Origin of the sequence: Streptomyces sp. NPDC025273, assembly GCF_040638585.1 — a bacterium.
GTDB classification, from domain to species: domain Bacteria; phylum Actinomycetota; class Actinomycetes; order Streptomycetales; family Streptomycetaceae; genus Streptomyces; species Streptomyces cinereorectus.
In genome coordinates, this window is record NZ_JBEZYP010000007.1 from 1 (window position 1) to 20,669 (window position 20,669).

General features: G+C 69.1%; 18 protein-coding genes and 3 pseudogenes. 11 read left to right on the forward strand and 10 right to left on the reverse strand.

The window, feature by feature from the left end; translation table 11 throughout:
- The first annotated feature begins 768 nt into the window (after positions 1 to 768).
- From AB0F38_RS13955 to AB0F38_RS13965, 3 genes and pseudogenes are all read left to right on the forward strand, one after another.
- Positions 769 to 1,161: a hypothetical protein gene (locus AB0F38_RS13955; protein ID WP_361891560.1), complete on the forward strand. Its 393-nt coding sequence runs from the start codon at positions 769 to 771 to the stop codon at positions 1,159 to 1,161.
- Between the two features lie 5 nt (positions 1,162 to 1,166).
- On the forward strand, positions 1,167 to 1,835 hold the full coding sequence (locus AB0F38_RS13960; RefSeq protein ID WP_361891563.1) for a nucleotidyl transferase AbiEii/AbiGii toxin family protein: 669 nt from the start codon (positions 1,167 to 1,169) through the stop codon (positions 1,833 to 1,835).
- Positions 1,836 to 1,987: 152 nt separating this feature from the next.
- A pseudogene (locus tag AB0F38_RS13965) lies at positions 1,988 to 2,263 on the forward strand (helix-turn-helix domain-containing protein); the annotation flags it as partial.
- A gap of 385 nt (positions 2,264 to 2,648) precedes the next feature.
- On the opposite strand, the gene AB0F38_RS13970 reads toward AB0F38_RS13965, so the two are convergent.
- Together AB0F38_RS13970 and AB0F38_RS13975 are read right to left on the reverse strand one after the other, a co-directional pair.
- Positions 2,649 to 3,368 (reverse strand): alpha/beta hydrolase, encoded by a 720-nt coding sequence (locus AB0F38_RS13970; RefSeq protein ID WP_361891566.1) that lies wholly within the window; start codon positions 3,366 to 3,368, stop codon positions 2,649 to 2,651.
- Positions 3,369 to 3,409: 41 nt separating this feature from the next.
- Positions 3,410 to 4,534 carry a hypothetical protein gene (locus AB0F38_RS13975; RefSeq protein WP_361891569.1) on the reverse strand — a complete coding sequence of 375 codons (1,125 nt, stop codon included), beginning with the start codon at positions 4,532 to 4,534 and terminating at the stop codon, positions 3,410 to 3,412.
- Between the two features lie 57 nt (positions 4,535 to 4,591).
- On the opposite strand from AB0F38_RS13975, the gene AB0F38_RS13980 reads away from it, so the two are divergent.
- Both AB0F38_RS13980 and AB0F38_RS13985 read left to right on the forward strand, forming a co-directional pair.
- Complete coding sequence (locus tag AB0F38_RS13980) at positions 4,592 to 5,083, forward strand: MarR family transcriptional regulator (protein WP_361891572.1); 492 nt, start codon at positions 4,592 to 4,594, stop codon at positions 5,081 to 5,083.
- Between the two features lie 718 nt (positions 5,084 to 5,801).
- Positions 5,802 to 6,094 (forward strand): annotated as a pseudogene (locus AB0F38_RS13985) (hypothetical protein).
- On the opposite strand, the pseudogene AB0F38_RS13990 reads toward AB0F38_RS13985, so the two are convergent.
- Positions 6,095 to 6,259: pseudogene (locus AB0F38_RS13990) on the reverse strand (non-reducing end alpha-L-arabinofuranosidase family hydrolase); the annotation flags it as partial.
- Between the two features lie 700 nt (positions 6,260 to 6,959).
- Between AB0F38_RS13990 and AB0F38_RS13995 the strand changes: the two are divergent.
- Together AB0F38_RS13995 and AB0F38_RS14000 are read left to right on the forward strand one after the other, a co-directional pair.
- A complete protein-coding gene (locus tag AB0F38_RS13995) occupies positions 6,960 to 8,390 on the forward strand; it encodes an endo-1,4-beta-xylanase (protein WP_361891575.1) in 1,431 nt (476 codons plus the stop codon).
- A gap of 100 nt (positions 8,391 to 8,490) precedes the next feature.
- Entirely contained in the window at positions 8,491 to 8,724 is a 234-nt protein-coding gene (locus AB0F38_RS14000) for a hypothetical protein (RefSeq protein ID WP_361891577.1), read from the forward strand.
- Between the two features lie 4 nt (positions 8,725 to 8,728).
- On the opposite strand, the gene AB0F38_RS14005 is transcribed toward AB0F38_RS14000, so the two are convergent.
- On the reverse strand, positions 8,729 to 9,478 hold the full coding sequence (locus tag AB0F38_RS14005) for a helix-turn-helix domain-containing protein (protein ID WP_361891580.1): 750 nt from the start codon (positions 9,476 to 9,478) through the stop codon (positions 8,729 to 8,731).
- Between the two features lie 276 nt (positions 9,479 to 9,754).
- Between AB0F38_RS14005 and ispH the strand changes: the two genes are divergently transcribed.
- The 4 genes from ispH to AB0F38_RS14025 all read left to right on the forward strand — a co-directional run bounded on the left by ispH (position 9,755) and on the right by AB0F38_RS14025 (position 14,787).
- Positions 9,755 to 10,729 (forward strand): 4-hydroxy-3-methylbut-2-enyl diphosphate reductase, encoded by a 975-nt coding sequence (gene ispH / locus AB0F38_RS14010; protein WP_361891583.1) that lies wholly within the window; start codon positions 9,755 to 9,757, stop codon positions 10,727 to 10,729.
- A gap of 32 nt (positions 10,730 to 10,761) precedes the next feature.
- Complete coding sequence (locus AB0F38_RS14015) at positions 10,762 to 12,576, forward strand: 1-deoxy-D-xylulose-5-phosphate synthase (protein ID WP_361891586.1); 1,815 nt, start codon at positions 10,762 to 10,764, stop codon at positions 12,574 to 12,576.
- A complete protein-coding gene (ispG, locus tag AB0F38_RS14020; protein ID WP_361891589.1) occupies positions 12,573 to 13,724 on the forward strand; it encodes a flavodoxin-dependent (E)-4-hydroxy-3-methylbut-2-enyl-diphosphate synthase in 1,152 nt (383 codons plus the stop codon). Before AB0F38_RS14015 ends, ispG begins: the two co-directional genes overlap by 4 nt.
- Before the next feature lie 514 nt (positions 13,725 to 14,238).
- Complete coding sequence (locus AB0F38_RS14025) at positions 14,239 to 14,787, forward strand: LuxR C-terminal-related transcriptional regulator (protein ID WP_361891592.1); 549 nt, start codon at positions 14,239 to 14,241, stop codon at positions 14,785 to 14,787.
- Here the strand turns inward: AB0F38_RS14025 and AB0F38_RS14030 are convergent.
- From AB0F38_RS14030 to AB0F38_RS14055, 6 genes are all read right to left on the reverse strand, one after another.
- Positions 14,767 to 15,564: a hypothetical protein gene (locus AB0F38_RS14030; RefSeq protein ID WP_361891595.1), complete on the reverse strand. Its 798-nt coding sequence runs from the start codon at positions 15,562 to 15,564 to the stop codon at positions 14,767 to 14,769. The two genes, AB0F38_RS14025 and AB0F38_RS14030, sit on opposite strands and share 21 nt — an antisense overlap.
- Before the next feature lie 85 nt (positions 15,565 to 15,649).
- Positions 15,650 to 16,843 (reverse strand): hypothetical protein, encoded by a 1,194-nt coding sequence (locus tag AB0F38_RS14035; protein WP_361891598.1) that lies wholly within the window; start codon positions 16,841 to 16,843, stop codon positions 15,650 to 15,652.
- A gap of 2 nt (positions 16,844 to 16,845) precedes the next feature.
- Positions 16,846 to 17,235, reverse strand: a complete 390-nt coding sequence (locus AB0F38_RS14040; protein ID WP_361891601.1) for a limonene-1,2-epoxide hydrolase family protein — start codon at positions 17,233 to 17,235, stop codon at positions 16,846 to 16,848.
- A 2-nt stretch (positions 17,236 to 17,237) separates the two neighbouring features.
- Positions 17,238 to 19,028, reverse strand: a complete 1,791-nt coding sequence (locus AB0F38_RS14045; RefSeq protein ID WP_361891604.1) for an FAD-dependent monooxygenase — start codon at positions 19,026 to 19,028, stop codon at positions 17,238 to 17,240.
- A 41-nt stretch (positions 19,029 to 19,069) separates the two neighbouring features.
- Positions 19,070 to 19,285, reverse strand: coding sequence for a ferredoxin (locus tag AB0F38_RS14050; protein ID WP_361891607.1), 216 nt, complete (start codon positions 19,283 to 19,285; stop codon positions 19,070 to 19,072).
- A 23-nt stretch (positions 19,286 to 19,308) separates the two neighbouring features.
- Positions 19,309 to 20,478 carry a cytochrome P450 gene (locus AB0F38_RS14055; protein ID WP_361891610.1) on the reverse strand — a complete coding sequence of 390 codons (1,170 nt, stop codon included), beginning with the start codon at positions 20,476 to 20,478 and terminating at the stop codon, positions 19,309 to 19,311.
- Between the last annotated feature and the right edge of the window lie 191 nt (positions 20,479 to 20,669).

The window sequence follows — 20,669 nt, forward strand, 5'->3', positions numbered from 1 at the left end:
GCCACGAGACGGCAGCCGCCTGATAGCCACACCCAGCACCCCTGGGCGACCCAACCCTACGAATGGCTCGATCAACCCGTTCAAGAAGGTAGAGCTGCCTGAAGTTGTTGCAGGACGCCTGCTGTACGGGAACGCTGCCGGACTGGCCTGGCCGCAAGCAGCACTGCACCTCGGACATGACGAACGCGCAGTGGGGGTCTGTCAAACGTTCGTTTGACAGACCCCGGCGACGGCTCAGAGCCAAGGCCCGCGTGTAGCCCGGAGAACGGGTCGTGGGCGGCAGGGACCCTGGAACTTCTCTGGGACTTTCGGCCGCATCAATGTACACGCGCAGAAGACATCTGAAAGATGATCCACGCAGGTCAACGCTGTGCAACCACGTATCGCCCCAGGCCATGGGACTGCGCGGTCTCTTCCGGGACATCTGAAAGCCGTCAGAATTGACACCGCTACACCCCTCTTGACCTGCGCGTATGTGAGCCAGGAGGGGATTCGGCTTCGCCTGTGGGACTTCTCAGGGACTTCTGGGCCGAACCGGGAGACTGTCGGTCTCAGGGGCTGAGAGACGGATTGCCCGGCACTACACGTGATGGGTCACGGGCAGGGCGTCGGCCTGAGCGACTCATGGACGAGGACAGGTCGGGCCGGGTTCTCGACTCACTGCCTTACTGTCACGCTCAGACACCCTCCACGAGCCCGTCCCGCTCACTGCAGACGCAAGCTCGCGCATCATGCCCCTTACCGCTCCCCTGCGGTCATAATGGAGGCATGTCCTCCAGCCCACAGCACCCCGCACCCGCGCCGAGCGGCCTCTCGGACGCGGTCGCCGAGGATCTCGCGTTGTACCGGGAGAAGTTCCGACGGCGTCTGCCGGAGTCGCTGGACGAGTTGCAGGGCCCGGCCAAGGGAGTTGTGGAGCTGCCATTGCACATGGCCTGGTCCGGGATGACGTCGTACGACCTGGGCAAGCCTCGCCAGCGCATCGGCCTCTACCGCACTGTTCTGCATGAGGGCCTACGCGACGACCTGCCCCGCTACCTCAACCAGGACCTGCTCCTTGAGCTGTGGCCGGTGCTGCGCACCCTCGTCGGCCGCAGCGTGCGCGCCGTATGGGAAGACGCCTTCCCCCAGCTCGCCTCCCGCCCCCGGGCAGCCGCGTGACGGACATGCCGGAGCTGCACACGCGGCTCCTGGCAGATGTCATCGCCCTCGGCTCGCCGTATCCCCTGGTCCTCACCGGCGGGTACGCCGTGCGAGCACATCGCCTCGTGACCCGCCCCAGCCAGGACCTCGATGTCGCCACCGAGAACCCGACGCCCATGGCTGACATCGCCGCCGCGCTCCGCGTCGGCCTGGAGGCCCGCGGCTGGAAGGTGCATGCGTTGGAGACCGCCCCGCTGTCCGCCCGCTTCACCGTGGCCGATCCGGCCACCGGGCAGGAATGCGAAGTCGACATCCTCAAGGAGATCTTCTGGCGGCCGATCGCCCAGAGTCCGTACGGGCCCGTCCTCGCGGAGGAGGACGTGATCGGGACCAAGGTCCGCGCTCTCGCCGACCGTGGAGCGCCCCGCGACCTGATCGACGTGTTCGCAGCCTCCCGCCGCTGGACCAATGCCGAGCTCGAGGAGTTCGGCCGCCGCCACGCCCGCGGCCGCTTCGAGCGCGAGGATCTGCAGTCGAATCTCACAGGCGCCGAGTGGACCGACGACGAAGCCTTCGCCGCCTATGGGCTCGATTACGCCACGATCAACGCTCTCCGCGCCTGGGCCGTGGAGTGGGCCGACGAACTTGCGGCCCGTCTCCTCGAAGAAGCCGATGGTCCAGACACCGACTGATCATGTCGGGACAAGACCCGCCTCTTGTGTCACGGTCCGAGATGCACGTACGCCGCCCACACCTCCACGGCTTCCGGTCGTTCGCGGCGATGCTCCCGCACCGCTGCATAGAGGGCGTGTGCCGCGTCGCGGGCTGTCGGGACGAGGGCCGCATGCCCGCGGGCGCCGGAGCCTTCCAGCAGCTTCGCGTAGTTATCCAAGTGGAGGACTGGGCAGAGATCCGCAGGCTGCACCGGGCCGAGGAGATGCCGATCCGGGCAATCGCCCGGCATCTGGGCATCTCGAAGAACACGGTGAAGCGGGCGCTGGCCACCGACCAGCCGCCGACGCACTCGCGGCCGCTCAAGGGCTCGGCGGTCGACGCGGTCGAGCCGCAGATCCGGGAGCTTTTGAAGCAGACCCCGACGATGCCGACGACGGTCAGCGCCGGCGCAGCCCTTCTGCTCGGTGCGGCCAATGGCGTGGTGGCGTTCTTCTCAACGCTCGGGACGCAGGTCCACTGCTGGCTCAGCACCCCACCCACCCCGGCGACGCATCTCGCGTGCGCCGCCGGGCGCTTGGCGTTGGGGCTCCGGCTCGCGCGCGGCCTCACAGTCGGTCTGGAACTCGCCCTCGGCGACGCATTCTTCGAGTCGACGGACGACGTTGCCTTAACCGAGGCCGAATCAATGGGGCCCTCGTAGCCATTGACCTGGAACATCCCCTGGTGGCCTCGTATGAAAGGGTCCCTGAGAAGCCCCTGTTGACCGTTCCTTACCGGTCCGACCGGTATGTGGTGGCACGCCAGGAAGCCGGGGCTTTGGTGGCTGGAACCTAGGGCTGATCGTTCTGCAGGAAGGCCAGGGCGTCGGCGGCGAACCGTTTGTCCGTGAAGGTTCCGCTATGGCTACGCCCCTGGTAGACGACGAGCCGGGCGTCTGGAATGCCCTTGACGGTCTGCCGGGCCAGGTCGAGTGGGTAGACGATGTCTTCCTCGCCCTGCAGGAGCAGCGTGGGCGCCTTGATCTCGCGCAATCGGCTGCGAAGGTCGAAGCCGTCCTCGGCGGCCAGCATGGTGGCTGCGTCGTGGTATTCGCGGCGGCCGTCCATGAGCCAGAGCAGGCCCCCCAGCGCCGTCCGGCCGATCGGCGAACCGGTGAGCATCTCGGCCAGTGCAGGGCTCGGCCGCTCGCCTTGCCGTGCGCGCTCGATGTAGCGGCGCTGGGCGCGCCTGCCGACCGGGCCGAGGGTAAAGGCCGTACCGCCCAGGACGAGGCGGTCGACCAGCTCGGGATGGTCGGCGGCGAGCTGGAGGGCAAGCGACCCACCGGTGGACAGGCCCAGCACGTTCACCGGGCCGCCGAAGGTCTCCCGGATCGCTTCGGCGTGGACAGCGGCGAGCTGGGCCATCGTCGTCGTCGTCGGCAGGCCGGGCGGGCGTATGAGGAGGTGAGTGGTGAACCGCTCGGAGAAGGGTCGCAGCATCCGCAGGGTGAGCCGGCGGCTCACGCCCGTGGGGACGGCCGCCTCCGGCGTGAAGAGCAGGACGATCAACGGCGGTCCTTCGCCAGCCGACAGACAGGGCAGTCCGTGCATCATGACGCGGCTCCGCGGACTCCGCCGCCGGCGTCGAGACGGGTGATGCGCCGCTGCGCGGCGAAGGCGGCGGCCGGATAGCGCGGGTCGGGCCGCAGGGCGTATTCGCGCAGGCACGCTTCGGTGAACTTGATGACGTGCTCGTCGCCGTGCTCGGCGGCGCGGGCGCCCAGCTCGTCCAGTGGGGGCAGATCCGGTATCTCCGACTGCCAGGCCGCCGTGCCCTCGTCGCGCCGGTCCGAGGTGAAGGCGAACAGGAACGCCGACTGCACCTGCCAGAGCCGGGCCAGCGTCGGCTCGTACAGCTCCTGCGGTAGATGCGGGAGTACGAGGCGGATGGCGGCGGGGGCCGTGACGCCGTGGATCAACGGGACGGGGTACACCTCGGGGTGGCCGAGATAGACATCGGCGAACTGGGCCGTCATCTCGCTCAGCAGCCGGGGTGCCTGCTGCGGGGCCAGCGTTACCAAGGACTCGCCGTAGCCGGGGAGTTCGGCGAGCGTGTCCAGGCGCCGGCGGGCGGGACCCGGCCCCATCGCGTCGTCGAGCGGTACGCGGGGCAGCGTGGCGACCGCGTCGGGCAGCTCGTGGCGGCCGTGCAGTCGCGGGCGGCCGGGGAGTTCGCTGTAGCGGGCCGCCCAGTAGGCCAGGCCGCGGGCCAGTTCCTTCAGCTGGAGCGCTGTGCTTCTGTCGCCGGTCGCGTACAGGCCGCGTACGGCGTGCGCGGTGCGGATGACCCCGTGGGTCAGGCCTGCGAAAAGCCCTGGAAGCAGGCGGGGCCACCAGCGCACGAGCACCGCACGCCAGTGCGCCCCGGCCAGTTCGCGGACGAAGAGCCGCTCCCAGTCCCCGGCCCGCCGGAAGGTGCCGAGGGCGGGGCGCCACGAGGACTCGTCCGCGGGGTCCAGGGCGAAGCCGGCGGCGGGAGGCTCGTGGTGTTCCATCGCCCTCCGGTAGCGACCTACCCACCGGGCGACTTGGTCCACTTGCCCGAGCAGGGCGAGCGCCTCGGCGCCCATCGGGCCGTGGTTGGCGAGATCCACGCCCTGTCCTCGCTCGTATCCAAGGTCGTCCATGCGTTCCAGGGCGTCATTGAGCGCATCGCTGTAGCTGATCGACGGCATATGAGATCCTCCGCAGAGCCAAACAGTTTGGATATCCGAACCATATACACTTGTAGCATGCTGCAGAGCGAGAACGCCGGGAAGACGTCACGGAAGCCGGCCCCGGATGAGCTTGAGGTCGCCGGTCTCGTACCGCTGCTGGAGCCCTTCTTCCGCGGTTCGGTCGTACGCGATCTGATGCCGGAGCCCTTGCGAGACGCCATGGAAGCGCATGGCCTGACGCCTCGCCACGGCGCCGTACTGCCCCAGTTGCTGGCCGGACAGCCGCTGACCGTCAGCGAGATCGCCCGACGGCTTCAGGTGTCACTGTCCACCGCCAGCGAACTGGTCGGAGCCCTGAGCCGGGCCGGCATCGTGGATCGGGCCGAGGATCCGACGAACCGCCGCCGCGTCCTGGTGTCCCTGGCCGAGGAACACCGCGTGCCGCTCGAAGCCTTCATCCTTCGGCGGACCGAGCCGCTGCTACGCGCGCTGGAAGGGCTGTCGCCCGACGAGAAGGCGGGATTCCTGACTGGGCTCACGGCCTGGGTCCGCGAAGTGCAGAAGTGAGCGTGTTGCGCGCGCTCCCGCAGGCGAGCGCTGGATGCCGAAGCTGGCACTGAGAGGTCTGGACAACGAAGAAGGCCCAGGTCCTCGACCTGGGCCTTCACTGAAGAGCGGATGACGGGAATCGAACCCGAGCTATAAGCCGGGGGAGCTCATGGCGCCTGCTCCGGCCGACGCCGGCCGGGGTGAGGCACGGTGAGCGCCACCCCGGGGTCGAGCCGCTCCCTGGTGTCCGAGCCAGGACTTCGGGGCCGCATAGAGCCGAAAGTGTCATCATCGCCCCTGGGAATGCTCTGGGACTTCTCTGGGACTTACGGCTGCATCAACAGGCATGACTGTGAAACAGCCGAAAGACCATCTGTGCAGGTCAGCGACTCACAACCACCCAGACCGGCAGGTCACGGGCCTGGCTGATCTCTTCCGGGACATCTGAAATTCTTCGGAAAGGACGCCGCCATACCCCTCCTGACCTGCATGAACGCGAGGCAAGAGGGGCGTGGCGGCGCCTCTGGGACTTTTCTGGGACTTATGGCGGGAACCGAAGGCGTCATCTTGTGGGCCGGAGCGTCAGACGAGCGTCTTGACTGACAGCCCATGCCTCCGCTCGGGGCGGAACACACTCCCACAGCCATGCTCAGCCGGCATGGACCCACGCTGCTCGCTCCAGACACCGGCTCGCCCATCATGGCCCGCACCGCGTCTCGGCCGTCATGATGGAGCCATGCCCTCCAGCCCGCAGCACCACGTCCCCGCGCCGACGGACCTCTCCGGCACGGACGTCGAGGACCTCTGCCGCTGCACATGGCCTGGTCGGGGATGACCTCGTACGACATGTGCAAGCCTCATCAGCGCATGGGCCTGTACCGCACTGTCCTGCACGAGGGTCTGCGCGATGACCTGCCCCGGTACCTCAACCAGGGCCTGCTCCTCCAACTGCGGCCGGTGCTGCGCACACTCGCCGGCCGCACCGTGCGCATTTTGAGCCGAAAGCCGGTGGCTCTGTTCATGACCTGAGGAGCGGAGGTAGCGCCCGTTCGCGCCCATCGCCTCGACGATCATGGGGTACTGGTTCTGGCCCTGGACCTTGTGGACCTGTACGCCCTCGAAGAGGTCGGCCTTCGTGTCGCTCATGATCGTCGTGTACGACGAACCGAAGTTGCCCGGGAATTTCCCGATCGGCGTGTGCGGCTCTGCGTTCGGGCGGCGTGACCCGGAGCTGCCCTGCCGTGCGATGGAGCGACTCGATACGTTCGCAATATCGCACAGGGGTCGAAGTGTCGAGCAACTTGCTTGGCAGAGTGCCAGGGACGGCGTCAACGCCTTTCGCATGTGTCGCCGTTGACTTCGAAACATTCGTAGAGCCTATGTACACAAAACACCGCACGTCACACCGACAGAGGGCCGAGGTGTTCGGCACCCTGCTACCGCACCGCTGTCGCGCCCGCGACCGAGAGGCCCGCCCAGCCAGGCTCGTCAAGCTGTCGCACCCACCGGAAGCACGCCGACGCCGGCCGGTGACCGGGATCTCGAACGTTTCGGACGAAGAGCAGAAACTTTTTTCGCTGAAGGTATTGACGATGCATCGTCAATTCCTCAATCATTCCTGTCTGAGAAACCGGCCACAGTTCGATTTCCCGAACCACATCCGCCCTGGGCCATCCATGCTGCACGGCAGATCCACTCACCACTGCACTACAGATCAGCGCACCCCGTTTCGCTCCGGTGAGGTTCGCACCTGCGCATCCTGGCTCCTCACGCAGTGGGAGAGGTACGCGATGCCGTGAGGCGGTCCCCCGCCTGAGCCGCGGCCGAACAGGCACGGACGACGCAACTCCCTGCGGTTCAGTCCTTCCGTGATTTCTACCCTGGAGGCACAGTCATGGGCTCGTACGCCCTTCCCAGACCCGCTGTCCACCGAAAGATCCGCAGCCTGCTGGTGGCGCTGGTCGTCGGCGTCCTCGGTGCGGTCGCCGCACTGGTCTCGCCGCCGACCGCACACGCCGCCGAGAGCACGCTCGGCGCCGCAGCGACGCAGAGCGGCCGCTACTTCGGCACCGCCATCGCCTCGGGCAAGCTGGGCGACTCGACGTACACAAGCATCGCGGGCCGTGAGTTCAACTCGGTGACGGCCGAGAACGAGATGAAGATCGACGCCACCGAACCGCAGCGGGGCCAGTTCAACTTCACCGCCGCTGATCGCGTCTACAACTGGGCGGTGCAGAACGGCAAGCAGGTGCGCGGCCATACCCTGGCCTGGCACTCCCAGCAGCCCGGCTGGATGCAGAGCCTCAGCGGCAGCACACTGCGCCAGGCGATGATCGACCACATCAACGGCGTGATGCTCCACTACAAGGGCAAGATCGCCCAGTGGGACGTCGTGAACGAGGCCTTCGCCGACGGCAGTTCGGGAGCCCGGCGGGACTCCAATCTGCAACGCACCGGCAACGACTGGATCGAGGCCGCCTTCCGCGCCGCGCGCGCCGCCGACCCGGCGGCCAAGCTCTGCTACAACGACTACAACGTCGAGGACTGGACCTGGGCCAAGACCCAGGCCATGTACGCCATGGTCCGGGACTTCAAGCAGCGCGGCGTGCCGATCGACTGCGTCGGCTTCCAGTCGCACTTCAACAGCGGCAGCCCCTACAACAGCAACTTCCGCACCACCCTGCAGAGCTTCGCCGCCCTCGGCGTCGACGTGGCCATCACCGAACTCGACATCCAGGGCGCCCCGGCCTCGACCTACGCCAACGTGACCAACGACTGCCTGGCCGTCCCGCGCTGCCTCGGCATCACCGTCTGGGGTGTGCGCGACACCGACTCCTGGCGGTCGGAGCAGACGCCACTGCTGTTCAACGGTGACGGCAGCAAGAAGCCCGCCTACACCGCCGTCCTCAACGCACTCAACGGCGGCTCCACCACGCCCCCTGCGGATTCCGGACAGATCAAGGGCGTCGGCTCGGGCCGCTGCCTGGACGTGCCCGGCACCAGCACCACCGACGGCACCCAGCTCCACCTCTGGGACTGCCACAGCGGCAGCAACCAGCAGTGGACGTATACCGACGCCGGCGAGCTCAGGGTCTACGGCACCAAGTGCCTGGACGCCGCCGGCACCGGCAACGGCTCCCAAGTCCAGATCTACAGCTGCTGGGGCGGCGACAACCAGAAATGGCGCCTCAACTCCGACGGATCCATCGTCGGCGTCCAGTCCGGTCTCTGCCTCGACGCCGTCGGAGGCGGCACGGCCAACGGCACCCTGATCCAGCTCTACTCCTGCTCGAACGGCAGTAACCAACGCTGGACCCGCACCTGATGGGTCCTGCCACAGACGAAAGGGCGAATCGATGACGGCCTGCGGTGCGGCTTCTCCCGCCTCTCCAGGAAGACATCGCTGATGGTCCGGGGTCGCCGCCGTGCTTGCGGCGACCCTCGCGACCGGCATGCTCGCCGCGGTGGATCCGGCGCCCGCCGAGGCGGTGACGGTGGACACCAATGCCTGGTACGTCCTGGTCAGTCGCAAGAGTGGCAAGGCGCTGCCTCCGGCGCGTCCACCGCCGAACGGCGCGCGGGTCAGCCGGTGGACGCGCAACGACGGAGCCACAGCAGTGGCAGTTGGGACGCCGCGGACGCGCCCGGCGTCCGGGTGACGCGTCAGCACACGTCGGCCAGCTGCTTCTCGATCGCGTCGGCGGTGTCGAGGAGAGCACGCGCGACGCTGCGCAGGTCCCTGGTGTTCACCGTGTCGCCGACCACGACCGCGGCGACCGGGCCGGCCTTCCCGAGACGGACCGGGGCCGCCAGTTCGACCAGGTCGGGGATGCTCTCACTCCTGGCGTACGACAGGCCGGTGCGTCGGATGCGGTCGAACTCGCGCCGCATCGCGTCCGTCCTGGCGCGGGTCATGCCCAGGTCGGCCTTTGCCGTGTCGAAGAAGTCGGCCGGATTCCGCTGCGACATCGCGAGCAGGAGCTTGCCCGCCGCCGAGGAGTACGCCGGGACCGGCTGCCGCAGCGCCATCGCGAGCCGCACGTGTTCCTGTCCGTAGAGGGTCCCGACATGCTGGACCTTCGTCCCCGACAGCGTGCCGAGGCTGACGATCCTGTTGGTGAGCTGGAACAGCTCGAGGAGGAACGGGGTGACCGGGTAACTGAGCCGCTGCACCCCGGCGGGACCGCTCGTGCCGGCAAGCCGGGACAGATACGTGCCGAGCTCGTAGGATTTCGACTCCCTCCGGACGGCGAGACCGATGTCGGTGAGCGCCTGCATCAGACGGTGCAGCGTCGATTTGGGCAGGTTCACCAGACGTGCCAGCTCCGACAGGGTCAGCGGCCGTGATGCCTCGGCCAGGGCCTCGAGTACGAAGAGGGCTTTGCGTAGCGGGCCTCCCAGGGGTGTGGGCACACCCTCCCTCACCAGCGTGCCCGCATTCGTCCCCGGGGCCGGCGCCTGAAGATGTCGTTCACCGTCCACCGTGACGCTCCCGTCTCCGAAGCACATGAACTGATCCATGCCTACCCGCGTCCTGACGGTGGGCTCAAGACCGGCCGTGGTTGCTGTCCCGAGAGGGCTCGGCATCGGGCCCTTTCGTCGGTCACGCGCCGGCGCCGGCACAACGACCGTTCCGGAAAGTGGAATCGGCCGTAGAGCCGTGCCCCCGGTCTCCGTACTGTCCTGGCCATGGCTGATGAGAGCTCGTACGAGAACGCGGCGGACGGCGTCGCCCGCCGTGTCCTGCTGGCTGGACCTCGTTCCTTCTGCGCAGGTGTCGAGAGGGCCATCGAGATCGTGGAGCGGGCTCTGGAACAGCGGGGCGCGCCGGTCTACGTCCGTAAGCAGATCGTGCACAACGTCACCGTCGTGGACGATCTCGCGGGACGGGGCGCGGTCTTCGTCGAGGAACTGGACGAGGTGCCGGACCGTGCGACGGTGGTGTTCTCCGCGCACGGGATCTCCCCCGCCGTGCGCGAGGAGGCTGACCGGCGCGGCCTCGACGTCATCGACGGAACCTGTCCCCTGGTCGCCAAGGTCCATGCCGAGGCACGCCGCTTCGCGGCTCGCGGCGACACGGTCGTGCTGGTCGGCCACGCCGGGCACGAGGAGGTCGAGGGCACGCTCGGGGAAGCGCCGGAGTCGATGGTGCTGGTCTCGACACCCGAGGACGTCCGTGAGCTGTCCCCCGCGGTCGGAGGGCAGATCTCCTACCTCACCCAGACCTCTCTCGCGGTGGACGAGACCGCGGAGGTCGTCGGGGCGCTGAGAGAGAGGTTCCCGCTGCTGCAGGAACCGCCGTCCGACGACATCTGCTACGCCACGACCAACCGGCAGGCCGCGCTCAAGGCGATCGTCGAGGAGGCCGACCTCGTCCTGGTCGTCGGCTCGGAGAACTCGTCCAATTCCGTCCGCCTGGTGGAACTCGCGCGCCGCGAGGGCACCCGTGCGGAGTTGATCGACCGTGCCGGCGACATCCGCCCGGAGTGGCTGACGGGGGTGAGCACCATAGGGCTCACGGCCGGCGCTTCGGCGCCGCCCGCCCTGGTCACGGAGGTCGTGACCAGGTTGGGCACCTTCGGTCCGGTCCACGTCGAGGAACGTGAGATCGCCCGCGAAACCGTTCACTTCGACCTTCCCTCGGCCGTACGCGGCGATGCGTGACGGACGGCCGTTCCAGCTGAGCGAGGAGAGACGTGTCATCGACTGTGCTCGGCCAGGTCACCGATCCCCATGACCTGAAGAAGCTGCGCCCGGATCAGTTGCCGCAGCTGGCGGACGAGATCAGGGAGTTCCTGATCGACAAGGTCTGCGCCACCGGCGGGCACCTCGGCCCGAATCTCGGCGTGGTCGAACTGACCATCGCGCTGCACCGCGTGTTCGACTCACCGGCGGACCGCATCGTGTTCGACACCGGACATCAGGCCTACGCCCACAAGATCCTCACCGGCCGGCAGTCCGGCTTCGACACGCTCCGCGCGGCGGGAGGGCTCTCCGGCTATCCGACGCGCGAGGAGTCCCCCCACGACCTCGTGGAGAACTCGCACGCCTCCACGGCCCTGTCCTACGCGGACGGTCTGGCCAAGGCGCTGCGACTGCGCGGCGAGGAGCACCGCCGCGTGGTGGCCGTCATCGGCGACGGAGCGCTGACCGGCGGTATGGCCTGGGAGGCCATGAACAACCTCGGTGGCGGTCGGCAGCCCGTGGTGGTGGTCCTCAACGACAACGGCCGTTCCTACGACCCCACCGTGGGCGGGGTGGCGGAGCATCTGGCCGCACTGCGCAGCGGCAGGCCACGTGGCCTGAATCTGTTCGAGACGGTCGGCTTCGCCTATCTCGGCCCCGTCGACGGGCATGACATCGCCGCCGTCGAGCTGGCGTGCCGCCTGGCGGCGGGACTGGACCAGCCGGTCGTCATCCACTGCGTCACCGAGAAGGGGCGCGGTTACGCCCCGGCCGAGAACGACGAGGCCGACCGTATGCACGGAATCGGCGTCCTCGACCCGGCCACGGGCCGGTCCCGTGGCGGTTCCTCGCCCGGCTGGACCGATGTGTTCGGTGCGGAGCTGGAACGGATCGCCGCCGAGCGGCCCGATGTCGTCGCGCTGACCGCCGCGATGACGCAACCGGTCGGTCTGCGCGGATTCTCCCGGCGCTTCCCGGACCGGGTCTTCGACGTGGGCATCGCCGAGCAGCACGCGGTGACCAGTGCCGCGGGCCTGGCCATGGGCGGCCTGCACCCGGTGGTGTGCCTGTACGCCACGTTCCTCAACCGCGCCGTCGACCAGATCATGATGGACGTGGCCCTGCACGCTCTGCCGGTGACGTTCGTCCTGGACCGTGCGGGGATCACCGGTCCCGACGGGGCCAGCCACCACGGCATGTGGGATCTCGCTCTGCTGGGCACGGTGCCCGGGATGCGTGTCGCCTCGCCGCGCGACACCGTCCGGCTCGCCGAACTGCTGGGTGAGGCCCTGTCCGTCGAGGACGGTCCCACCGCGATGAGATTCCCGAAGGGCGGCGCCGGCCCTGAGATCCCCGCCCTGACCCGCATGGAGGGTATGGACATCCTCCACCGCACCCGGTCCCGGCCGCTCGACGTCCTGCTCGTCGCCTCCGGGGTTCTCGCGGCTACCGCCGTGCACGCGGCGGAACTGCTGGCCGAGGAGGGCGTCGGAGTGACCGTCGTCGACCCGCGCTGGGTGCTGCCCGTCAATCCCGCCCTGGTCCACCTGGCGTCCCGTCACCACCTGACGCTGTCCGTCGAGGACGGGGTGCGCGCCGGGGGCGTGGGCGCGGCGCTGGCACAGGCGTGCTCCGATGCCCGGATCAGCACCCCCGTGCACGCTCTGGGACTGCCCCTGGAATTCCTGAACCACGGTGAGCGACCGGCCATTCTGGCCCGGCACGGCCTCACCGCACAGTCCGTCGCCGCGTCCGCGCTCGCCCTGCGCGGCGACGCGGCGACGGCACACACCCCCGCATCCGTTTGGGAAAGGACACCGCGGTGACCCAGGTCGCGCTCGGTATGCCCGCTCTGCCGCCCGCCACTCTCGCCGGCCGGAGGCCCACCCGTCAGTTGCGGGTGGGACCGGTCGGAGTGGGAAGTGACCACCCCGTCTCGGTGCAGTCGATGACCACGACCGTCACGGCCGACGTCGACGCCACCCTGCAGCAGATCGCCGAACTCACCGCCGCCGGCTGCGACATCGTCCGCGTCGCCTGCCCGAGCGCGGACGACGCCGAGGCACTGCCCGCGATCGCGGCGAAGTCGAAGATCCCCGTCATCGCCGACATCCACTTCCAGCCGAAGTACGTCTTCGCGGCCATCGAAGCGGGCTGCGCCGCGGTGCGCGTCAATCCGGGCAACATCAAGAAGTTCGACGACAAGGTGGGCGAGATCGCCCGTGCGGCCAGGGACCACGGCACCCCGATCCGCATCGGGGTGAACGCGGGGTCCCTGGACCAGCGCCTCATGCGGAAGTACGGCAGGGCCACTCCGGAGGCGCTGGCCGAATCGGCACTGTGGGAGGCCTCGCTGTTCGCCGAACACGACTTCCACGACCTGAAGATCTCGGTCAAGCACAACGATCCCGTGATCATGATCCGCGCCTACGAGATCCTCGCCGAGAGCTGCGACTACCCGTTGCACCTGGGCGTCACCGAGGCGGGGCCGGCCTTCCAGGGCACCATCAAGTCGGCCGTCGCGTTCGGAGCGCTGCTGCGCCAGGGCATCGGCGACACGATCCGGGTGTCGCTCTCGGCCCCGCCGGTGGAGGAGGCCAAGGTCGGCGCGCAGATCCTGCAGTCGCTGAACCTGCGCCCCCGCAAGCTGGAGATCGTGTCGTGCCCCTCCTGCGGGCGGGCCCAGGTGGATGTCTACAAGCTCGCCGACGAGGTCACCGCGGGGCTGGAGGGCATGGAGGTGCCGTTGCGGGTCGCCGTGATGGGGTGTGTGGTCAACGGTCCCGGGGAGGCGCGCGAGGCCGACCTCGGTGTGGCGTCCGGCAACGGCAAGGGCCAGATCTTCGTCAAGGGAAAGGTCGTCAAGACCGTTCCCGAGCACCGGATCGTGGAGACCCTCATCGAGGAGGCCATGGTGCTCGCGGAGACGATGGAAGCGGTAGGTGGAAGCTCCGTCACGGTCCTCGCGAACTGAATGAGGGATTCCCCCTTGGGGAACAGCAACGTCGAGATCATCCGACTCCCCGAAGTCGGCCACAGTATGGTTCTTCACATCGTCTTTCCGAATGTCAATGACCATATCGGGCCACTCTCGGGGAGTTCTGACGTGCTGGCACAGAGCGGCCTGGCGCCGGGCAGGCACATTTCGCCGGCTGGGCGACGGAGACCGACTCCGCGGCGCCATCGCCTCATCAGGTGCCCGGGCACGTGCGGCGCGATCACCTGTCCGGATCGGCGACGCGACCGGCGCGCCCGGCCGCGTCGCCGTGTCCGGACACGCTGAGCGGTCGGCACCGCGCAGAACCGCGACCCGGCTCAGGAATCGCCATCACAGGCGCCTGGCATTGCGACGGAATGCCTCGACGAACACGCTGCCCAGTTCATGGAGGTTCGCTATGATCGCCAATACCACGAGACGTTCGATAAGGACACTGGTGCGGGCCCCCGATCCGCTGACGCAATCGGCTATCAGCGGTCATCTCGGTTCCATGACCAACATCGAGATCGTCTCGGAAGAACGCCCCGACCCGGCCGATGTCGCCGTGGTCGTCGCGGAGCGGATGACCGTGGAAGTGACGTCGCTGCTGCGCAGGATCAAGGACTCCCTCCGCGTGCCGGTGGTACTGATCCCGTCGGACATCGACCGGTCCGACCTGTTCATGGCGGTGGAGTGCAATGTCGTGGCGGTGCTGCCCCGGGTCGCCGCCACCAGCAAGCGTATCGAGGAGGCGGTGCTGACCGCCGCGGCCGGCGGCGGCGTGCTCCCCTCGCAGTTACTCGGCGAGCTCCTCCGGCAGGTCGAGCGGATGCAGCGTGAGGTTCTCTCACCGCAGGGCCTGCACACCTCCGGGCTGACCCCCCGGGAGATCGGGGTCCTGCGGCTGATGTCGGAAGGTATGGACACCGCCGAGATCGCCGACACGATGTGCCTGTCGGAACGGGCGGTCAAACGCGTCATCTTCGGTGTCACCCGGCGTCTGAACCTGCGTAACCGGCCCCACGCGGTGGCCTACGCGTTACGCAGTGGCGTCATCTGACCGGGCGCCGGCGCCACCGCGCCGCGCCGGCCCGGTAGACGGCGTCGGTCCGGACCGCTCCCCACCGGACCCCGCCGGAGTCACGGGGACGGCCGTCGGCGCCCGCAGGGCCCACGGCGGTCGTCCCTCCCCGCGCATCGTCCTGCGCAACATGACCACATAGGCGATGTCCAGGGCTACATAGGTCGGCACCAGCACCTGGAGGAGGTGGTGGGAGGGGTACAGGACGAAGGCGGTCAGCCCGGCGAAGAGCGACCCCACCAGCTTGGCGACGGCGAGGTGCATGGACTGGCCCGCGCTGGACCCGCGTCGCTTGAGCATCGACAGGAACGAGGCGCTCAGCGGCACCTGGATGATCATTCCTGTGTACATCCCGTCCCGGTCGTGGAACTCGTTCGCACCCGCGACGACGACCGCCGACGCCCAGACCAGCACGCCGACGAGCGACCACCGGAACACACGTGGCGACAGACCGGGGTAGTCGCGCGGCCCGAGCCGCAGCGCCTGGTACAGCAGGACGGCGTTGAACAGGACCCAGAGGAAATTGATCTGACGCTGCGTCGGTGTCTGTTCCAGCACGAACGTCAGGCTGAACTCCCAGGCGAAGTTCACCGCCACCAGGTAGGCGGGGATCCCGACCCGCCGGTCCACCACGGCCTGCCGGATGGCCAGCACATAGGTCAGGAGCCACCCGATGGCGGTCGGCCCGGCGAAGGTCCAGAACAGTGCGTCCGATACGTCCGCCGCCCCCACCGTGACCGGTGCTACCTGCGACATCGGAATGAGGAAAGGGGGCAGCCAGACCATGGAAATCCTTCGTGGGCTCAGCAGGAGGGGGCCTGCGGAAAGGGGGCGGTGTGCGTCAGAGGCTGGGCACGACGAGATCGAGGCCGAAGAACGAACCGCCGTACAGTTCGTGACCGATGCGGGGGTTGAGCATCGCGTGCCGGGCCGCCGTGTTGGCGTCCCGCCAGTACTGCTGCAGCGGGTTCGACTCGGCGAAGGCGGCCGCTCCATGGGCCCACATCAGCTCGTCGAGCGCGACGGTGACGAGGTTGACCGCCTGGCCGACGTCACCCCGGATACGCCGGAGTTCGCTCTCCGGGAGCCCGGTGGCCTCGCGGGCGGCCTCGTCGAGCACGTCGGCGGCCCGGTTCACGTGCAGCTCGGCCGCGTCGATCGTCAGGGCCGTCCTGCCGAGTGCGGACACGAAGGTCTGCGAGTCGGTCTGTCTCGTGTATCCGCTGGGCGCGATGCCACGTCCCGGCGCCTTGTCGATGACGAAGGCACGCGCGGCCTGGCCGATGCCGATCACCACGGAGGCGCAGACGACGGCCATGGCCGCTATCGCCGCCGTCCGGAACAGCGGCGGCAGCGAGACGTCGGTGGCACTCTCCCGTCCCCGCTGGACCTGGCCCGTGATCACCCGGTGGCCGGGCACGAACGCCTCCCGGAGCACGGCGGTGTGGCTGCCGGTGGCGCGCATTCCGACGGTGTGCCAGGTGTCCTCGATCGTCAGGTCCGCGACGGGCACGAGCATGGAGAGACCTCCTACGGGCTCCCCCGTGCCGTCGACCTCCCTCGCGACCAGGATGGCCCAGTCGTCGTGCAGGATTCCGGTGGCGTACGGCCAGGAGCCGGTGAGCAGATAACCACCCCCTGTGCGCACCGCGGTGCCCGTGGCCGCGAAGACCGAGGCCAGCTTGGTGCCGGGGTCGTTCCCGAACACCTCGTCCCGGGCGGCCTGCGGGAACTTCGCGGCGAGCAGGTTCGAACCGTTGATGTTGTTGACCACCCAGGAGGTGGACGGACAGTAGTGGGAGAGCGCCTTGGCGACCTCGCTCAGGGTGCGGACGTCGGTCTCCAGTCCGCCGTAGGAGCTCGCGGTCCAGAGCCTGCTCACCTGCGAGTCGTCGATCGCGCGCACCGTGTCGTCGGGCAGCCTGCGCTCCCGCTCGCCCTCGGCGGCACCCGCCGCGAACACCGGCCCGAACTTGTGCACTCTGTCCACCAGTTCGGCTCGGAGTCGCAGCAAATCCGTTCGCTTGTACGTCATGGTCACCAGTCCGGGCGCTCGGAGATGAGATGGGTGTGGTCGTAGTAGTCCCGCCAGGCGCTGATCCGGCCGGCCCGCACGTCGAACGCCGCCATCACCTTCAGGTGCAGCGCGATCGGGGTGCCGTCGACGCGGAACATGCTCTCGACCCGCTCGGTCAGGACGGTCTCCGCCGCGGAGGCCGTATGCCGGAACCTGACCTCCAGCCGTGCGAAGTCGGCCGGCAGGAGTGCGAAGATCTCCGGCTTTCCCCGGCACACCGGGGATCCGGGGTTCTCCCATACGCAGTCGTCGGTCAGGTAGCTGTCCACGGCCTTCCTGACGTGGGCCGGAGTCGGTCCCATCCGCGTCAGGAAGTCGTGCACGACACGCTCTGCGTCGGTGGAGGGCACGCTCAGCTCCCGGTGGTCGTCGCGTCGAAGTGGCCGAGGGCACGCCGGAGCGCCGCGTCGAGTTCCTGGTCGGCGCGCGGGCCCGCGTGGGCGCGGCGCCAGGCGACGTGCTGGTCCGGCCGTACGAGAACGGCACCGTCGTCCTCGGTTCCCCTCACCCGGGTCCAGGTGCCCTCGGAGTCCCAGTAGTCCGCCGTATCGGCTCCGCTCCCGATGGACACCACGGTGAGCGTCACCCCGTGCGTGTCCGCGGCTCTCTTGGCGGCGACCGTCCAGCCCTCGCCGAGCGGCCCGGTGATCAGCACGAAGCCGGCGCCGCCACCGACGAGATCGAGCGTCGACACCCGGGTGCCGCCTCGCCGCAGCCAGGCGTGCGGCAGCCGGTGCCCCGGCCGGGTGAGCGGACGGTAGGTGGCGCCCATCGGGTCGCGGGGCGGCGGCGGGGTGCCGTCCGGGAGCACCGCGCCGCTCGCGTAGAAGTGGCCGAGTTCGATGTCGTGTGCCTGGTACTCGATCCGCTGCGTGCCGAACACCTCGCGCACCACGGTCCGCCGGGTCTCCCCCATCGGTGTGTCGGAGAGGAGTTCGCGGAAGTTGGCCCGGGTGGCCTCCGGTTGTCCGGGCACCATGCCGAGGCTCGCGAACAGCACCCCGTAGTTGAGCAGGCAGGCCATCGACCAGCTCACGTTGCGTGCCGCGACGGGCAGCCGCTCCGACTCGTAGGTGTCCAGCAGTGAGTCGCCGGCCTGGCCCCCGAACACGGCCCCGAGCTTCCACGCGATGTTGTGCGCGTCCTGGATCGCCGTGTTGAGTCCGCCTCCGGCGGCGGGCGGCTGCCGGTGCGCGGCATCTCCGGCGAGGAAGACCCGGCCGGCCCGGAAGGCCTGGGCCACCACCGCCTCCGGCCGGTACTCGCTGACGTGGCGGACCCGCACGCTCAGGTCCCCGGGCAGCTTGAGCAGTTCCCGCACCCGTGTGGCGATCGCGTCCGTGCCGAGGTCCACCGCGGCACCGGGCGGCACCCGGAAGTGCAACGCCCATTCCTCGGAGGCCAGGCCCCAGTCGGGTCCGGTCGCGACGATCACGGAGACCTCGCCCTCGGGGCTGATGATGTGGGTCATCAGCACCGAGTCACCGCTCCACCAGCGCGACAGGTCCGCGCTGAAGTGGACCGAGATGATGGTGAAGGCGCCCCCGGCACCATCCATCGGAACGTCGAGCGAACGGCCGATACTCCTGCCGCCGTCGGCCCCCAGGAGGTAGCGGGCACGCACGACACGCTCCTCGCCGGTGGACCGGTCGGTGATCCGCGCGGTCACGCCGTCCTCGTCCTGGCTGAACCCCGTCATCTCGTGGTGGAAGAGCAGGCTGGACGGTGCCCGTCGCTCCGCGTGCCTGCGCAGCAACGGCTCGAGCCGGTGCTGCGGGAGGTTGGTCGAGGGGCCGGGGCTGTCGGCCGCGTAGGGCCCGGCGGTGCTGCCTCCGCCGAAGGCGTCCATCCGGTGCAGTTCCCGCGCGTCCAGGGGGCCGTCGCCTGCCAGCGAGGTACGCCAGGTGACCTCGCTCATGTGGGCCGGCGGAGCGCTGATCCCGTAGACGTCCTCGGCGATTCCGTGCTGCCGGAAGATCTCCATGGTGCGTTGGTTCAGGTAGTGCGCCCTCGGGAGTACGGAGGTCGACTCGCGGCGCTCCACCAGCAGGTGGCGCACACCCGCGTCGGACAGGAAGACCGAGGCGGCGAGCCCACAGCCTCCCCCACCGACTATCAGAACCGGCACGTCCACGTCACTCATGGGTATCCCCCGGGGGTCGGACGAACATCTGGCCGAGCAGATCACTCATCGTGAGCCCGCGTGTTCTCGTGCAGGGTGATGACCGAGGCCGGGCAGCGCAGGGCCGCCGCCCGGACCGGCTCGTGCTCGCCCTGCGGCGGAGTCGCGTCGAGCAGGACCACCGTGCCGTCCTCGTCACGCTGGTCGAAGACAGCCGGTGCGATCAGCGCGCAGTTCCCGACCGCGAAGCACCGGCTGTCGTCGACCTCGATCCTCATCGCCTTCTCCCTCGTGCTACGGCTCACCAGGTCACCGGCAGGGCGTTCACGCCGAAGACCAGCGCGTTGGTCCGGTAGTCGAGCTCGTCGTGCGGGACGGCCGCTCGCAGGGTGGGGAACCTGGTGAACAGGGCCGGCAGCGCGACACGCAGCTCCATGCGCGCCAGCTGCTGGCCGAGGCACTGGTGCGGGCCGAAACCGAAGGTGAGGTGGCGCTGCACGGAACGGCGCACGTCCAGGCGGACCAGGTCCTGGTCGGCCGCCCCCAGGTCCCGGTTGGCGGCGAGTACGGACGCCACGACCCGCTCCCCCTCCTTGATCTCCTGGCCGCGCACCCGGATGTCTCCGGCCGCCTGACGCGGAAGGACGGCTGCCGGCGCGCAGTACCGCAGCAGCTCCTCGACGGCCCCGTCGGTCGCCGAGGGGTCGTCGCGTACCACCGCGAGCTGATCGGGGTGCTGGAGCAGCAGCGCGACGGCGGCCGACAGGGTGCTGGCGATCGTCTCGTGCCCGGCGATGAGCAGCATGTTGCCGATGCCCGCCAGCTCGCTGTCGGTCAGCTGGTCGCCGAAGTCCCGCACCACACGGCCCAGTACGTTCTCGCCCGGCTCCTCCCGGTGGCGTGCCACGAGACCGGCCATGTAGGCCTCCATCTCGGCCGCCTGCCGCATCTGCACCTCGCGGCTCGTGTTGAAGTCCAGCGCGACCGCAGTGCGTCGCTGGAAATCCTCACGGTCGGCATAGGGCACACCCAGCAGTTCGCAGATGACCAGCGTCGGAATGGGGGTGCAGAAGTGCTTCACCAGGTCCGCGCCCGGACCGGCCTGCGCCACCGTGTCCAGGGCGGACTCGACGACGCCCTCGATCTGCGGCCGGAGCTCCCGCGCCCGCCTGGTCGTGAACGAGCCGGTCAGCATGCGGCGCAGGCGGGAGTGCTCGGGGCCGTCGTAGCTCAGCAGGTTGCCCGCCTGGTACGGCATGGACCCGCCCATGCGCAGCTGGTCGTCCGCGAGCACGCTCTTGACGTCCTCGTACCGGGTGACGACCACCGCGTCGAAATCGCCCAGTAACGGGCTGGGTACCGTGACCCGGCGCAGCTCCTCGTCCTTCTGCGCCTCGTACAGTTCCGGAACGGGAGCGTACGGGCATCCGGCGGCTCGTCCCCCGATGGGGATCGCTGTGGACTCGGTCATGGAATCGCCTTTCTGTTCGTCAGGAGGTGGGCCACGGAAAGCGTTGGGCGGCCACGGCGCTCCCGCGTCCGCCACGGGAATGCCGGTCGCCGGCTTTCCCTCACGTCACCTCCTCGTCCGGGCCCTGTCGCGGTGCTGCTCGGGGGCGAAGGCACGCGGCCGGCCCGCGGCGGGGATGAGCGGTCGCGCAC

Excerpts from the sequence above, each read along its gene's own strand:
- AB0F38_RS13980 (WP_361891572.1), top strand. The coding sequence starts at position 4,592 with ATGCTGCAGAGCGAGAACGCCGGGAAGACGTCACGGAAGCCGGCCCCG.
- AB0F38_RS14045 (WP_361891604.1), bottom strand. The coding sequence starts at position 19,028 with ATGAGTGACGTGGACGTGCCGGTTCTGATAGTCGGTGGGGGAGGCTGT.
- AB0F38_RS14035 (WP_361891598.1), bottom strand. The coding sequence starts at position 16,843 with ATGACGTACAAGCGAACGGATTTGCTGCGACTCCGAGCCGAACTGGTG.
- AB0F38_RS13975 (WP_361891569.1), bottom strand. The coding sequence starts at position 4,534 with ATGCCGTCGATCAGCTACAGCGATGCGCTCAATGACGCCCTGGAACGC.
- AB0F38_RS13960 (WP_361891563.1), top strand. The coding sequence starts at position 1,167 with ATGCCGGAGCTGCACACGCGGCTCCTGGCAGATGTCATCGCCCTCGGC.
- AB0F38_RS14050 (WP_361891607.1), bottom strand. The coding sequence starts at position 19,285 with ATGAGGATCGAGGTCGACGACAGCCGGTGCTTCGCGGTCGGGAACTGC.
- AB0F38_RS14055 (WP_361891610.1), bottom strand. The coding sequence starts at position 20,478 with ATGACCGAGTCCACAGCGATCCCCATCGGGGGACGAGCCGCCGGATGC.
- AB0F38_RS13955 (WP_361891560.1), top strand. The coding sequence starts at position 769 with ATGTCCTCCAGCCCACAGCACCCCGCACCCGCGCCGAGCGGCCTCTCG.
- AB0F38_RS13995 (WP_361891575.1), top strand. The coding sequence starts at position 6,960 with ATGGGCTCGTACGCCCTTCCCAGACCCGCTGTCCACCGAAAGATCCGC.
- AB0F38_RS14025 (WP_361891592.1), top strand. The coding sequence starts at position 14,239 with ATGACCAACATCGAGATCGTCTCGGAAGAACGCCCCGACCCGGCCGAT.
- ispH (WP_361891583.1), top strand. The coding sequence starts at position 9,755 with ATGGCTGATGAGAGCTCGTACGAGAACGCGGCGGACGGCGTCGCCCGC.
- AB0F38_RS14030 (WP_361891595.1), bottom strand. The coding sequence starts at position 15,564 with ATGTCGCAGGTAGCACCGGTCACGGTGGGGGCGGCGGACGTATCGGAC.